Below are 12,787 nucleotides of genomic sequence, written 5' to 3'. Positions count from 1 at the left end.
AACAGTGGGCTACCGTGACGAAACGGTTCCCGCGCCCGCCCGGGACCGCCGAGACCGTTCTTCGGAAAACAGGGAGAAACGCATGGCCACCAAGGCTGAGAAGATCGTCGCCGGGCTCGGCGGCATCGACAACATCGAAGAAGTCGAAGGCTGCATCACCCGCCTGCGCACCGAGGTCAACGACCCCGAACTCGTCGACGAAGCCGCCCTCAAGGCCGCCGGCGCCCACGGCGTCGTCAGGATGGGCACCGCCGTCCAGGTCGTCATCGGCACCGACGCCGACCCCATCGCCGCCGAAATCGAAGACATGATGTGACCTGAGCGCACCGCGCCACCACCACGCCGGACCCCGTCACCCCGCACCCGACCCGACGGGGTCTTCGCGTACCGCCGCACCCACTAGGCTCGACGCCATGTCTCGCATCGACGGCCGTACGCCCGAACAGCTCCGCCCCGTCACCATCGAACGCGGATGGAGCAAGCACGCCGAGGGCTCCGTCCTCATCTCCTTCGGAGACACCAAGGTCTTCTGCACCGCCTCCTTCACCGAAGGCGTCCCCCGCTGGCGCAAGGGCAGCGGCGAAGGCTGGGTCACCTCCGAATACTCGATGCTGCCCCGCTCCACCAACACCCGCGGCGACCGCGAATCCGTCCGCGGCAAGATCGGCGGCCGCACCCACGAGATCTCCCGCCTCATCGGCCGCTCGCTGCGCGCCGTCATCGACTACAAGGCACTCGGCGAGAACACCGTCGTCCTCGACTGCGACGTCCTCCAGGCCGACGGCGGCACCCGCACCGCCGCCATCACCGGCGCCTACGTCGCCCTCGCCGACGCCGTCGCCTGGGGCCAGTCCAAGAAGCTCATCAAGCCCGGCCGCAAGCCCCTCACCGGCACCGTCGCCGCCGTCAGCGTCGGCATCGTCGACGGCGTCCCCCTCCTCGACCTCTGCTACGAGGAAGACGTCCGCGCGGAAACCGACATGAACGTCGTCTGCACCGGCGACGGCCGCTTCGTCGAAGTCCAGGGCACCGCCGAAGGCGAACCCTTCGACCGCAAGGAACTCAACGCCCTCCTCGACCTCGCCGCCGGCGGCTGCGCCGACCTCGAAGCCATCCAGCGCACCGCCCTCGGCCTCTGAGAGAACCACCGGACGCCCCACGGCGTCCTCACCTGTACGGGCGCACGGTGTCACAGCCGTGCGCCCGTCCACATCCCCGCAGCCGACCCAGACCCGCAGCCGACCGACCGGACGCACGACCTCGTGAGGGACCACGCATGAAGCTCCGCATAGCCGCCGCGGCGGCGGCCGCCGCACTCGCCATCCCGGCCCTGACCGCCTGCGACGCGATCTCCACCGCCATGGACTGCGCCAACACCGCCGTCACCATCACCGAAGGCGTCGGCGACCTCCAGGAGGCCGTCTCCAACGCAGGCAACAGCCCGCAGGACGCCCAGAACGCCCTCAACAAGATCGACGAGAACCTGAAGAAGATCGGCGACCAGACCGACAACACCGACCTCGGCACGGCCATCGACTCCATGAACAAGGCCGTCCAGAGCGTCCGCACCTCCCTCCAGAGCGGCAACACCACCCCCGACGTCACCCCCGTCGCCGACGCCGCCAAGGAGATCTCCAAGGTCTGCACCCCGGGCTGACACCCGCAGGCGGGACCGGCCCGGACGGAATAATGGGCGCCATGACCTCGACGCCCCCGCGCCTCATCCTGGCCACCCGCAACCAGGGCAAAGTCTCCGAACTGCGCGCCATCCTGTCCGACGCCGGCCTGCCCTACGAGCTGGTCGGCGCGGACGCGTACCCCGACGTCCCCGACGTCAAGGAGACCGGCGTCACCTTCGCCGAGAACGCCCTCCTCAAGGCGCACGCCCTGGCCCTCGCCACCGGCCTGCCCGCCATCGCCGACGACTCCGGCCTCTGCGTCGACGTCCTCGGCGGCGCCCCCGGCATCTTCTCCGCCCGCTGGGCCGGCCGCCACGGCGACGACAAGGCCAACCTCGACCTGCTCCTCGCCCAGCTCGCCGACATCGCCGACGGGCACCGCGCCGCCCACTTCGCCTGCGCGGCCGCCCTCGCCCTGCCCGACGGCACCGAAGCCGTCGTCGAGGGCCGCCTCACCGGCACCCTCCGCCACGCCCCGGCCGGCAGCGGCGGCTTCGGCTACGACCCGATCCTCCAGCCGCTCGGCGAGACCCGCACCTGCGCGGAGATGACCGCGGCCGAGAAGAACGCGATCTCCCACCGCGGCCAGGCCTTCCGCGCCCTGATCCCGGCGATCCGCGACCTGCTGGGCTGAGGCCGGTGATGCAGCGAAGGCCCCGTACGCGGCTGCGTACAGGGCCTTCTGCGTACCCGTGCGGTTGGGGGGACTCGAACCCCCACGGGTTTTACCCCACTGGGACCTAAACCCAGCGTGACTGCCAATTCCACCACAACCGCGACATCTTGCCCAATGCGGACATTGGGTCAGCCTGGGCTGTGCCCAGTCTAACGGGGCGGAGCCCGCGGGGGTGAAGGACTTGGGGCGGCGCCTGCGGCGCCACGCGTCCGTCAGGCCGTGGCAGTTGGGGCGTAGGGAGCGGAGGCTGCCCGGGCGGTTGTCCGGCCGGTGCCCGCCGGCATGGTCGATCCGTCCGACAAGCGGAACGGCCCGCCCCGGGAGGGGGCGGGCCGCTCCGAGGGCGGGGCCGTCAGATGCCCAGGTCCTTGATGATCTTGGCTACGTGGCCCGTCGCCTTGACGTTGTACAGGGCGCGCTCGACCTTGCCCTCCTCGTCCACGACGACCGTCGAGCGGATCACCCCCGTCACCGTCTTGCCGTAGAGCTTCTTCTCGCCGAAGGCGCCGTACGCCTCCAGCACCTTCTTGTCGGGGTCGCCGACGAGGGTGACCTTCAGGTTCTCCTTCTCGCGGAACTTCGCGAGCTTCTCCGGCTTGTCCGGGGACACGCCGATCACGTCGTAGCCGGCGCCGGCCAGCAGCTCCAGGTTGTCCGTGAAGTCGCAGGCCTGCTTGGTGCAGCCCGGCGTCAGCGCCGCCGGGTAGAAGTACACGATCACCTTGCGGCCGAGGCGGTCGGCGAGCGAGACGTCCTTGCCGTCCGCGTCGGGCAGGGTGAAGGCGGGGGCGGTGTCGCCCGGCTGGAGTCGCTCGCTCATCTCGACAGTCTCCTCGGGAGGTGGATCGCTACGTGACGAGACTAAGCTGACAGACTGTCCACGGCGGATCACGCCCCCATGGGACAGGACCACGACGACGGAGGCAGCGCGGTGCAGGAAGCCAGGACCCCCGCACAGATCGAGGCGGACATCGTCCGCCGCCGCGAGCAGCTCGCCGAGACGCTCGACGAGATCGGTGTGCGCATGCACCCGAAGACGATCGTCGGGGACGCGAAGGCCAGGGTCGCCTCCACGGTCGACGAGACGGCCGGGCGGGCCGTCGTGGCGGCGAACCGCCTGTGGACGGACGTCAGGGACGGCCTGCGGTACGAGGACGGCACCCCGCGCATCGAGCGGCTGGTGCCGGTCGCGCTGGTGGCCGTGGGCGTGATCGGCCTGCTGGTGGTGTCGGCGCGCCGCCGCCGCTGACCCACCCCTGCGGCGGACAGGCCGGGCGCGGGCGGGTAGGTTCGGGGCGTGAGCGACGACACCAACACCACCACCCACGACAAGCTGCCCATCCGCATGCTGCACGACCGCGTGCTCGTGAAGTCCGACAAGCCCGAGGGCGAGCGGCGCTCGGGCGGCGGCATCCTGATCCCGGCGACGGCGGCCGTGGGCAAGCGGCTGGCCTGGGCCGAGGTGGTCGCGGTCGGGCAGAACGTGCGCAGCGTTGAGCCGGGCGACCGGGTGCTGTACGACCCCGAGGACCGGGCCGAGGTCGAGGTGCGGGGTGCGACGTACGTGCTGATGCGCGAGCGTGATCTGCACGCCGTGGCCGCGGAGCGGCTGGAGGGGGCGGAGGACTCCACGGGTCTGTATCTCTGATTGCGGGGTTCTTTGTCCGTGTGCGGGGCCGGTGGCGGAGGTCACCGGCCCTTCTGCATGCCTTTTGCTACGGTGGGTGGTGAACCCCGACGAGACGCGCCGTACCGGGTGGGAAAAGACGACGCACCGGTTTCCGTTCTCGTCTCGGAGGTGCCTGTCATGGCCTGGGTTCTGCTCGTTGTCGCCGGTCTGCTCGAGGTCGGCTGGGCCGTCGGCATGAAGTTCACGGACGGGTTCACCCGGCTGTGGCCGAGTGTGTTCACCGGTGCGGGCATCGTGGCGAGCATGCTGCTGCTGTCGTACGCGGCCCGGAGCCTGCCGATCGGTACGGCGTACGGGGTGTGGGTGGGCATCGGTGCGGCGGGCGCGGCGGTGCTGGGCATGGCGGTGCTGGGTGAGCCGGTGACGGCGTCCCGGATCTTCTTCATCGTGCTGCTGCTGGTGGCGGTGGTGGGGCTGAAGGCGACGTCCGGCCACTGAGCGGGGCCCGCGGGCGTTCGGCCCCCGGGTGTCATTCCAGGTATGCGGAGGGCGGGCGGGGCCTGCTGTGGGGGCCGGTGCCGCCGGGTGTGTCCCGGGCGGTGCCCTGGCCGCCGGTGGCGCCGCGGAACAGGCCGCCGATGCCGCCCGGGCCGGTGTCGCCGCTGCCGCCGCCGGTGTCGGGGGCGCTGCCGTCGGTGCCGCCGGGGTTGCCGCCGGAGGTCCGGCCGTCCTGGTCTGCGTCGCCCTGTTCGCGGCCGTCCTCCTCGGGGCCGCCGGTGGGCCGGCCGGGCGGGGTGGTGGGGCCGGCGGGCTCGGGGGCGGTGGGCTCGCCGGACGGCGGGGGCGTCTCGGGCAGCGGCGGGGGCGGCGGTGAGGGGGCCGCGCCGGGCTGGAGGTCGAGGTCGAAGTCGACGGGGTCGGTGCCCTCCAGCGCGCTCCTGGTGTACTGGGCCCAGATCCGGGCGGGGTAGCCGCCTCCGCCGATGCGGGCCTCGCCGAGGGCGCCGTACAGGGATTGCGGGGTGCCGGTGTCGGGGTCCTGGCCCATCATCGCGACGACGGTGACGAGGGTCGGGGTGTAGGCGGCGAACCAGGCGGAGCGGTCCTCCTCGGCGGTGCCGGTCTTGCCCGCGGCGGGGTGGCCGGCGGCGAGGGCGGCGGTGCCGGTGCCGTTGTCGACGACGCTGAGGAGCATCGAGGTGGTGGTGTCGGCGGCTTCGCGGCTGATGGCCTGCTCGGGGCTGCGGTCGGGGAGTTCCAGGGTGTCGCCGCCCTTGGTGATCTTCTCGATGAAGGTGTGGGGGGTGCGGCGGCCGTGGTCGGCGAGGGTGGCGTACGCCTGGGCCATGTCGAGGACGCTGGCCTGGAGGGTGCCGAGGGCCATGGCGGGGCCGGCGGTGAAGTTGGGCGTGTTCTCGGGGATGCCGAGGGCGATTGCGGTCCGCTTCACGCGGTCGGTGCCGACGTCGACGACCATCTGTGCGTAGACGGTGTTGACGGAGAGGTCGGTGGCGGTGGTGACGGTGATGTCGCCGTACGACTGCCGGCCCTCGTTCTCGGGGGCGTAGAAGACGCGGGTGCCGGTGACGCGGCGCTTGTTGTCGCCGTTGTAGACGGTGTTGGGGGTGATGGGCCGGCCGTCCTGGGTGCGGGAGCGGTTCTCGACGGCGGCGGCGAACACGAACGGTTTGAACGTCGAGGCGACCTGGTGGTCGTGGCGGGTGGCGTTGTTGACGTACTGGCGGGTGTAGTCGATGCCGCCGTACATGGCGAGGACCTTGCCGGTGGCGGGGTCGATGGAGACGCCGCCGGCCCGGACGAAGCGGTCGACGGGGCGGGCGGCGGGGTCGAGCCGGTTGAGCATGCGGTCGGTGACGGCCTCGGTGAAGTCGGCCTGCCTGCGGCGGTCGATGGTGGTGGTGATGCGGTAGCCGCCGGCGGAGAGGGTGTTCTCGTCGAGGATGCCGCGTTCGGTGATGTGGTCCTTGACGGCTTCGACGAGGTAGCCGCGCTGCCCGGAGAGTCCGGCGGCGGGGCGGATCCGGCCCGGCTCGGGGAAGGAGGTCGCCGCCCGCTCGGCCTCGGTGAGCCACTGCTTCTTGACCATGCCGTCGAGGACGTAGTTCCAGCGGGCGAGGGCCCGGTCGCGGCTGCGGGGGTGGGTGACGACGTCGAAGGTGCTGGGGGAGTTGAGGAGGGTGGCGAGGTAGGCGCCCTCGGCGGTGGTGAGGCGGCCGACGTCCTTGCCGTAGTAGGCCTGGGCGGCGGCCTGGATGCCGTAGGCGTTGCGGCCGAAGTAGCTGGTGTTGAGGTAGCCCTCCAGGATGTAGGCCTTGGACTTCTCGCGGCCGAGTTTGATCGCGATGAAGAACTCCTTGGCCTTGCGTTTGATGGTCTGCTCCTGGCCCAGGTAGTAGTTCTTGACGTACTGCTGGGTGATGGTGGAGCCGGACTGGCGGCCCTTGCCGGTGAGGGTGTTCCAGGCGGCGCGGAGCATCGCCTTGGGGTCGACGGCCCGCTCGGAGTGGAAGTCCCGGTCCTCGGCGGCGAGTACGGCCTCCTGCACCGTCCGGGGGATCTGCGAGAGCGTGACGTTGACGCGGTTCACCTCGCCGTCGCGGGCGAGTTGGGTGCCGTCGGAGTAGAGGTAGACGTTCGACTGGGCGGTCGCGGCGGCGTTGGCGGGCGGGATGTCGACGAGGAGGTAGCCGGCGATGAGGGCGCCGCCGACGAGCAGCGCGAGCGTGAGCAGGGTGCCGAGGGCGAGGCGCCAGCCGGGGACCAGGCGGCGCCAGCCGGTCCGCTTGTGCCGGCCCCTGTGGTCCGGGCCGCCGGCGGCGGCGTACGGGGGCGTTCCGGCGCTGTGGCGGGCGGCTGCGGGGTTGTGGCGGGGGGTGTCGGGGTCGCGAGGGGGCCAGCCCGGTGGGGGTGACGGGTCGCTCATCGCCAGGACTCCTCGTGGCCGTTCGAAACATCCATGTCCGTACCGAAAAAGGTGTCTACCGGATGGCCGGTCGTTCCGGGCGGGACGGGCGTAAACCGGTCGCAGTGGTTCGCCCCTCCGCACTAAGCTCGCGCGTCTTTGGCCGATGCGGGGACGACGTGGGAACGACGTGGGAAAACGGAGGGATACGGTGCTCCTGCGGACGGGGCGAAGAGCGGGGCTGTACGGGGCCGTTGCGGCGGGCGGCTTCCGGCGGTACGCGGCGTACGGTGCGGCGACGGCGGCGGGCGTGTTCACGAACACCGTCTTCGGGTTCATCGTCGCGTGTACGTACATGGCGCTGTGGACGGAGCGGCCGGGGCTCGGCGGATACGACCTGGGCCAGGCGCTGGCGTTCGTGTGGGTGAGCCAGTCGATGCTGGCCGCGTGCGCGCTGCTCGGCGGGGGCTTCCAGGAGGAGGTGCAGGAGCGGATCCGGACCGGGGACATCGCGGTCGACCTGTACCGGCCGGCGGACCTCCAGCTGTGGTGGCTGGCCGCCGACTTGGGTCGGGCGGCGTTCCAGCTGGTGGGCCGGGGGGCGGTGCCGCTGGTGGCGGGGGCGCTGGTCTTCCCGCTGGCGCTGCCGGCGGATCCGCAGCGGTGGCTGCTGTTCCTGGGGTCGGTGCTGCTGGGGCTGGTGGTGAGCTTCGCGCTGCGGTGGCTGCTGGCCCTTTCGGCGTTCTGGCTGCTGGACGGGTCGGGGGTCAACCTGGTGGCCGTGGTCGCCTCGGTCTTCTTCTCCGGGATGCTGCTGCCGCTGACGGTGTTCCCGGGCGGCTTCGGGGAGTTGGTGCGGCTGCTGCCGTGGGCGGCGATCCTCCAGGTGCCGTTGGACGTGCTGCTGGGGCGGCATGCGGGGGCCGCGGAGGTGCTGCGGGCGCTGGGCTTCCAGGCGGTGTGGGCGCTGGTGCTGCTGGGGGTGGGGCGGCTGGTGCAGTCGGCCGCGACGCGGAAGGTGGTGGTCCAGGGTGGCTGAGGAGGTGCTCGTACCGGCGGCGCGGCGGGATGCTGAGCCGGGCCGGCCGGGCCGGCGGGCGTTCGGTGGGGGCGCGGCCGGGTGGTGGGGCCGGGCCGGCGCGGGGCTGCGCGGGTACCGGCTGATCGTCGGGATGTGGGTCCGGTCGACGATGGCGTACCGGGCGTCGTTCGCGCTGGCGGTGTGCGGGAACGCGGCGATCACGTTCCTGGACTTCGTGGCGATCTCCATCATGTTCACGCACGTGGACGCGCTGGGCGGCTTCACCCTGCCCGAGACGGCCCTGCTGTACGGGTCGGCGTCGGCCTCCCTCGGGCTCGCCGACCTGCTGCTCGGCAGCACCGACCGGGTCGGCGCCCGGATCCGCGACGGTTCGCTCGACACCATGCTGGTGCGGCCCGTCCCCGTGCTCGCGCAGGTTGCGGCGGACCGGTTCGCGCTGCGCCGGGTGGGGCGGGTCGTGCAGGGGCTCGCCGTGCTGGCGTGGGCGGCGGCCCGGCTGGATGTGGAGTGGACGGCGGGAAAGGTGCTGCTGCTGCCGGTGATGGTGGCGTCGGGGGCGGCGATCTTCGCGGCGGTGCTGGTGGCCGGGGCGGCGTTCCAGTTCGTCGCGGGTGATGCGGCGGAGGTGCAGAACTCCTTCACCTACGGCGGGAACACGATGCTCCAGTACCCGCCGACAGTGTTCGCGAAGGAGCTGCTGCGGGGCGTGACGTTCGTCGTCCCGCTGGCCTTCGTCAACTGGCTGCCCGCGCTGTACGTGCTGGGGCGGCCCGATCCGCTGGGGCTGCCGGACTGGGTGGCGTTCGCGAGCCCGGCGGTGGCGGTGGCGCTGTTCGTCCCCGCGTCGCTGGCGTGGCGAGCGGGGCTTCGTTCGTACCGGAGCACGGGGAGCTGAGGGGTTGTGGACGTGAAGGCGGGCGTGGGCGTGGACACGGGTGTGGATGCGGTCGTGGACGGCGGGCCGGAGGTGCTGATCGAGTTGGACGCGGTGGAGAAGGTCTTCGACGTACGGCGCCGGGCCGGTCTGCTGCGCCGGGAGAAGCGGCAGGTCAGGGCCGTGGACGGGATCAGTTTCGCGGTGGCGCGGGGGGAGTTCGTCGGCTATGTCGGGCCCAACGGGGCGGGGAAGTCGACGACGGTGAAGATGCTGACGGGCATCCTCACCCCGAGCGCGGGCCGGCTGCGGGTCGCCGGGATCGACCCGGCGCGGGAGCGGATGCGGCTCGCGCACCGCATCGGGGTGGTCTTCGGGCAGCGCACCACGCTGTGGTGGGACCTGCCGCTGAAGGACAGCTACGGGCTGATGCGGCGGCTGTACCGCATCCCGCGGGCGCGGTTCGCGGAGAACCTGGAGCGCTGCGTGGAGCGGCTGGACCTCGGACCGCTGCTGGACGTGCCGGTGCGGCAGCTGTCGCTGGGGCAGCGGATGCGCGGGGACATCGCGGCGGCGCTGCTGCACGATCCCGAGGTGCTGTACCTGGACGAGCCGACGATCGGGCTGGACGTGGTCAGCAAGGCGAAGGTGCGGGAGTTCCTGCGGCAGTTGAACGCCGAGCGCGGTACGACGGTGCTGCTGACGACGCACGACCTGCAGGACATCGAGCAGCTGTGCGGGCGGGTCATGGTGATCGACCACGGGCGGCTCGTGTACGACGGGACGCCGGGCGGGCTGCATGCGGCCGGGGCTGCGGGGGAGAGCGAGCGGATGCTCGTACTGCACCTGGAGCGGGAGCTTCCGGCGGTGAGCGTGGAGGGGGCGCGGGTGGTGAAGGTGGAGGGTCCGCGGCAGTGGCTGGCGTTCCCGGCGGGGGCGTCGGCGGCGCCGCTGGTGGCGCAGGTGGCGGCCCGGTACCCGCTGTCGGACCTGTCGGTGCGCGAGCCGGACATCGAGGACGTGATCGCGCGGATGTACGCGGGACGCGACTGAGGCGGCGGTATGGGCGGCGGGGGGCCGGCCGGGGCGGGCCGGGGCGGGGAAAGGGGGATGGGGGATGAATCAGGGTTCGGGCCCGGGGTGGAGGCGGGGTTGAACCCGTACACCTGCGGGCCCCCCGCTGCTTAGGCTGGCCCCATGACTGACGAGGGGCAGCACCAGGGGCCGCAGAAGCCGTTGCCGGAACTCCGGGCGTCGGACGCCGACCGGGACCGCGTCGTGGAGCGTCTGCGCGACGCGCTCGCCGAGGGCCGGCTCGACATGGAGGAATTCGAGGAGCGGCTGGAGGCGGCGTACACGTCCCGTACGTACGCCCAGCTGGAGACCCTGACCCGGGACCTCCCCGCGGCCGGCGCCGCCCCCGCGGGCGCGGCTGCGGCCGGTGCGGCCGCCGCGCCGGCCGCCGGCTCGTGGGCGGGGCGCATCGGGGGCGGGGTGCCGGCGGCGTCGGCGACGGCGGTCGCGGTCATGTCGGGGTTCCAGCGCCGCGGGAACTGGACGGTGCCGGGCCGTTTCAACGCGGTGGCGTTCTGGGGCGGAGGGGAGCTGGACCTGCGCGAGGCGCACTTCGCGGAGCGCGAGGTCGTCATCAACTGCATCGCGATCATGGGGGGCATCGAGATCACCGTTCCGCCGGGCGTGGACGTCGACGTCCGGGGCATCGGCATCATGGGCGCCTTCGACCAGCGGCACAGCACGGGGCCGGTGGCGCCGGGCGCCCCGCGCGTGGTGGTCACCGGGCTGGCGTTCTGGGGCGGCGTCGACATCAAGGTGAAGGAGCCGAAGCGGTATCCGGGCCTCGGTGGCGGCCCCGACCTGCGCAAGGAGCTGTGAGGACGGCGCTGTGAGGACGGCGCGCCGGGAACTCCCCGGGCGTGCCGGGAGTCGGATGCTGTGAGACAAAACCGGCACCCGGGAGAAGGCAGGAGCACGTGGACGAACGCACCACCGCCGGGGGCCCCGAACCGGGCGCGGACAGCGGCGCGGCGGCGGGCCGGGCGGCAGCCGTGCGCGACGGCGGCCGGCCGCCCCGGGCCCCCGTCCCGGCCCTCGGCGGCTTCGTGTTCAGCGAGGCGGACGAGGAGCGCCGGCGCGGCGTACGGCGCATGAAGGCGACCGCGACCGGGCTGCTGGTCCTGGTCGCGGTGGTGTACGTACTGGCCACCTGGGCCGAGCACACCGGGGCCGGGGCGTGGGCTGGCTACGTGCGGGCGGCCGCCGAGGCGGGCATGGTCGGCGCGCTCGCGGACTGGTTCGCGGTGACGGCGCTGTTCCGGCACCCCCTCGGCCTGCCGATCCCGCACACCGCGATCATCCCGACGAAGAAGGACCAGCTGGGGGCGTCCCTCGGCGAGTTCGTCGGCGAGAACTTCCTCTCCGCGGACGTGGTGCGGGCCCGCCTGCACGCCCTGCGGATCGGCAGCCGGCTCGGGGCGTGGCTTGCGGAGCCTGCGCACGCCGACCGGGTCACCGCCGAGCTCGCGACGGCGCTGCGCGGGGCGCTGACGGTGCTGCGCGACTCCGACGTCCAGGCGGTGGTGGGCGAGGCGATCACCCGGCGGGCCGAGACGGCCGAGATCGCGCCGGGCATCGGCAAGACCCTGGAACGGGTCGTCGCGGACGGCGGGCACCGGCGGGTCGTCGACCTCGTCTGCGCCAAGGCGCACGACTGGCTCGTCACGCACGCGGACTCCGTCATGGGCGCCGTACAGGGCGGCGCGCCCGGCTGGACCCCCCGGTTCGTGGACCGTAAGGTCGGCGAGCGGGTCTACAAGGAGCTGCTCCGCTTCCTCACCGAGATGCGGGACATGCCGGAGCACCCGGCACGCGGGGCGGTGGACCGCTTCCTGTGCGACTTCGCGGCCGACCTCCAGGCGGACACGGACACGCGGCTGCGGGTGGAGCGCCTGAAGTCGGAGATCCTGGAGCGGGAGGAGGTCCAGGACGTGATCGCCTCCGCGTGGACGGCGATCCGCGCGATGATCCTCTCCGCCGCGGAGGACGAGCAGAGCGAGCTGCGGCTGCGCGTCCGCGCGTCCCTGCTGTCCCTGGGCGCGCGCCTGGCCACGGACGGGCGGCTCCAGGACAAGGTGGAGGGCTGGATCGAGGGCGCGGTCGTGTACGTGGTCACCACGTACCGGGCCGAGATCACGTCACTGATCACGGACACGGTGGCGGGCTGGGACGCGGAACACACGTCCCGCAAGATCGAGGCCCACATCGGCCGCGACCTCCAGTTCATCCGCATCAACGGCACGGTGGTGGGCGCCCTGGCGGGCCTCCTGATCCACACGGCGTCGCGGGCGTTCGGGGCCTGACGGGGCGGGCGGCGCGGGCGGGGCGGGCGGGGCTGCATGTGGGGCCCGGGCCCCGGCGGAAGGGCGGGGCGAAGCGGCGAGGGGTTCCGCGCAGCGGCCCCCGGCCCACTGCCCCCGGCCCACGTCCCCCGCCCTGCCGTCCGCCGCGTCGGGGGCCGGCCGAGCGGGGGACGCTCGGCGGGGCCGGCGGCCGGGACCGCGGGGCCGGCGGGGCTGCGCCCCGCGGACCCCGCGCACGGCTCGGCCGGGCAGGCCGTCGGCCGTCAGTGGCGGTCGGAGACGAGCCACGCCGCCGTGGAGACGACCGCGGCCGCGCCGAAGACCGCCGGCCAGGCGCCGACCTTCTTCGCCAGCGGGTGCGCGCCGGCGAAGCCGGCCACGTACAGCGCGCCGAGGCCCGCCGCCGCGGGCACGCCTCCGCTGCGGTGCCACTCGCGCCCCGCCGCCAGCCCGGCCGCGCCGAGGACGACACCGCCCAGCGGCCGCTTCCCGCTCCAGCGGGCGGCGGCGTACCCGCCGACCAGCCCGGCGGCCGCCATCGCAGCACTCGGTACCCGTACCCGCGCCATGTCCAACTCCCTCGCTC

Annotated in this window: 15 protein-coding genes, 1 tRNA gene and 1 riboswitch; of the genes, 12 read left to right on the top strand and 4 right to left on the bottom strand. The window is 73.1% G+C overall.

The window, feature by feature from the left end; translation table 11 throughout:
* Positions 1 to 4: 4 nt before the first annotated feature.
* The 4 genes from C0216_RS26570 (at position 5) to rdgB (ending at position 2,313) form a co-directional block, all read left to right on the top strand.
* Positions 5 to 316, top strand: coding sequence for a PTS glucose/sucrose transporter subunit IIB (locus C0216_RS26570; RefSeq protein ID WP_281277958.1), 312 nt, complete (start codon positions 5 to 7; stop codon positions 314 to 316).
* Between the two features lie 97 nt (positions 317 to 413).
* Positions 414 to 1,139: a ribonuclease PH gene (gene rph, locus C0216_RS26565; protein ID WP_114057700.1), complete on the top strand. Its 726-nt coding sequence runs from the start codon at positions 414 to 416 to the stop codon at positions 1,137 to 1,139.
* 137 nt (positions 1,140 to 1,276) lie between these two features.
* Entirely contained in the window at positions 1,277 to 1,657 is a 381-nt protein-coding gene (locus C0216_RS26560) for a hypothetical protein (RefSeq protein WP_114057699.1), read from the top strand.
* 41 nt (positions 1,658 to 1,698) lie between these two features.
* Positions 1,699 to 2,313: an RdgB/HAM1 family non-canonical purine NTP pyrophosphatase gene (gene rdgB, locus C0216_RS26555; protein ID WP_114058939.1), complete on the top strand. Its 615-nt coding sequence runs from the start codon at positions 1,699 to 1,701 to the stop codon at positions 2,311 to 2,313.
* A 59-nt stretch (positions 2,314 to 2,372) separates the two neighbouring features.
* Here the strand turns inward: rdgB and C0216_RS26550 are convergent.
* Together C0216_RS26550 and bcp are read right to left on the bottom strand one after the other, a co-directional pair.
* A tRNA-Leu gene (locus C0216_RS26550) sits at positions 2,373 to 2,456 on the bottom strand.
* Between the two features lie 251 nt (positions 2,457 to 2,707).
* Positions 2,708 to 3,175: a thioredoxin-dependent thiol peroxidase gene (gene bcp, locus C0216_RS26545; protein ID WP_114057698.1), complete on the bottom strand. Its 468-nt coding sequence runs from the start codon at positions 3,173 to 3,175 to the stop codon at positions 2,708 to 2,710.
* A gap of 111 nt (positions 3,176 to 3,286) precedes the next feature.
* Between bcp and C0216_RS26540 the strand changes: the two genes are divergently transcribed.
* From C0216_RS26540 to C0216_RS26530, 3 genes are all read left to right on the top strand, one after another.
* On the top strand, positions 3,287 to 3,604 hold the full coding sequence (locus C0216_RS26540) for a DUF3618 domain-containing protein (protein WP_114058938.1): 318 nt from the start codon (positions 3,287 to 3,289) through the stop codon (positions 3,602 to 3,604).
* 96 nt (positions 3,605 to 3,700) lie between these two features.
* Entirely contained in the window at positions 3,701 to 4,003 is a 303-nt protein-coding gene (locus C0216_RS26535) for a GroES family chaperonin (protein WP_114058937.1), read from the top strand.
* Between the two features lie 61 nt (positions 4,004 to 4,064).
* Positions 4,065 to 4,131: riboswitch (guanidine-III (ykkC-III) riboswitch) on the top strand.
* A 31-nt stretch (positions 4,132 to 4,162) separates the two neighbouring features.
* Positions 4,163 to 4,483, top strand: coding sequence for a DMT family transporter (locus C0216_RS26530; RefSeq protein ID WP_114057697.1), 321 nt, complete (start codon positions 4,163 to 4,165; stop codon positions 4,481 to 4,483).
* A gap of 31 nt (positions 4,484 to 4,514) precedes the next feature.
* Here the strand turns inward: C0216_RS26530 and C0216_RS26525 are convergent, their stop codons facing one another.
* Positions 4,515 to 6,929: a transglycosylase domain-containing protein gene (locus tag C0216_RS26525; RefSeq protein WP_114057696.1), complete on the bottom strand. Its 2,415-nt coding sequence runs from the start codon at positions 6,927 to 6,929 to the stop codon at positions 4,515 to 4,517.
* 190 nt (positions 6,930 to 7,119) lie between these two features.
* Here C0216_RS26525 and C0216_RS34730 point away from each other — a divergent pair, with 190 nt between their 5' ends.
* The 5 genes from C0216_RS34730 (at position 7,120) to C0216_RS26500 (ending at position 12,201) form a co-directional block, all read left to right on the top strand.
* Entirely contained in the window at positions 7,120 to 7,947 is an 828-nt protein-coding gene (locus tag C0216_RS34730; RefSeq protein WP_246042701.1) for an ABC transporter permease, read from the top strand.
* Positions 7,940 to 8,845 (top strand): ABC transporter permease, encoded by a 906-nt coding sequence (locus tag C0216_RS26515; RefSeq protein WP_428985461.1) that lies wholly within the window; start codon positions 7,940 to 7,942, stop codon positions 8,843 to 8,845. Before C0216_RS34730 ends, C0216_RS26515 begins: the two co-directional genes overlap by 8 nt.
* A 12-nt stretch (positions 8,846 to 8,857) precedes the next feature.
* The gene (locus C0216_RS26510) at positions 8,858 to 9,877 is read left to right on the top strand and encodes an ABC transporter ATP-binding protein (protein WP_114058935.1); all 1,020 of its coding nucleotides are present in this window, start codon (positions 8,858 to 8,860) and stop codon (positions 9,875 to 9,877) included.
* Between the two features lie 144 nt (positions 9,878 to 10,021).
* Positions 10,022 to 10,717 carry a DUF1707 SHOCT-like domain-containing protein gene (locus C0216_RS26505; protein WP_114057694.1) on the top strand — a complete coding sequence of 232 codons (696 nt, stop codon included), beginning with the start codon at positions 10,022 to 10,024 and terminating at the stop codon, positions 10,715 to 10,717.
* Positions 10,718 to 10,890: 173 nt separating this feature from the next.
* On the top strand, positions 10,891 to 12,201 hold the full coding sequence (locus C0216_RS26500; RefSeq protein WP_246042899.1) for a DUF445 domain-containing protein: 1,311 nt from the start codon (positions 10,891 to 10,893) through the stop codon (positions 12,199 to 12,201).
* Between the two features lie 263 nt (positions 12,202 to 12,464).
* On the opposite strand, the gene C0216_RS26495 is transcribed toward C0216_RS26500, so the two are convergent.
* Positions 12,465 to 12,770 (bottom strand): hypothetical protein, encoded by a 306-nt coding sequence (locus C0216_RS26495; RefSeq protein WP_114057692.1) that lies wholly within the window; start codon positions 12,768 to 12,770, stop codon positions 12,465 to 12,467.
* Positions 12,771 to 12,787: the final 17 nt, after the last annotated feature.

This window comes from Streptomyces globosus (genome assembly GCF_003325375.1).
Lineage (GTDB): Bacteria > Actinomycetota > Actinomycetes > Streptomycetales > Streptomycetaceae > Streptomyces > Streptomyces globosus_A.
This window is presented reverse-complemented; position numbering and strand designations above follow the sequence as displayed.

Bases quoted from the DNA above. Each gene is read 5' to 3' on its own strand.
- rph (WP_114057700.1), top strand. From the start codon at position 414: ATGTCTCGCATCGACGGCCGTACGCCCGAACAGCTCCGCCCCGTCACC.
- C0216_RS26560 (WP_114057699.1), top strand. From the start codon at position 1,277: ATGAAGCTCCGCATAGCCGCCGCGGCGGCGGCCGCCGCACTCGCCATC.
- rdgB (WP_114058939.1), top strand. From the start codon at position 1,699: ATGACCTCGACGCCCCCGCGCCTCATCCTGGCCACCCGCAACCAGGGC.
- bcp (WP_114057698.1), bottom strand. From the start codon at position 3,175: ATGAGCGAGCGACTCCAGCCGGGCGACACCGCCCCCGCCTTCACCCTG.
- C0216_RS26535 (WP_114058937.1), top strand. From the start codon at position 3,701: ATGCTGCACGACCGCGTGCTCGTGAAGTCCGACAAGCCCGAGGGCGAG.
- C0216_RS26530 (WP_114057697.1), top strand. From the start codon at position 4,163: ATGGCCTGGGTTCTGCTCGTTGTCGCCGGTCTGCTCGAGGTCGGCTGG.
- C0216_RS26525 (WP_114057696.1), bottom strand. From the start codon at position 6,929: ATGAGCGACCCGTCACCCCCACCGGGCTGGCCCCCTCGCGACCCCGAC.
- C0216_RS26505 (WP_114057694.1), top strand. From the start codon at position 10,022: ATGACTGACGAGGGGCAGCACCAGGGGCCGCAGAAGCCGTTGCCGGAA.
- C0216_RS26495 (WP_114057692.1), bottom strand. From the start codon at position 12,770: ATGGCGCGGGTACGGGTACCGAGTGCTGCGATGGCGGCCGCCGGGCTG.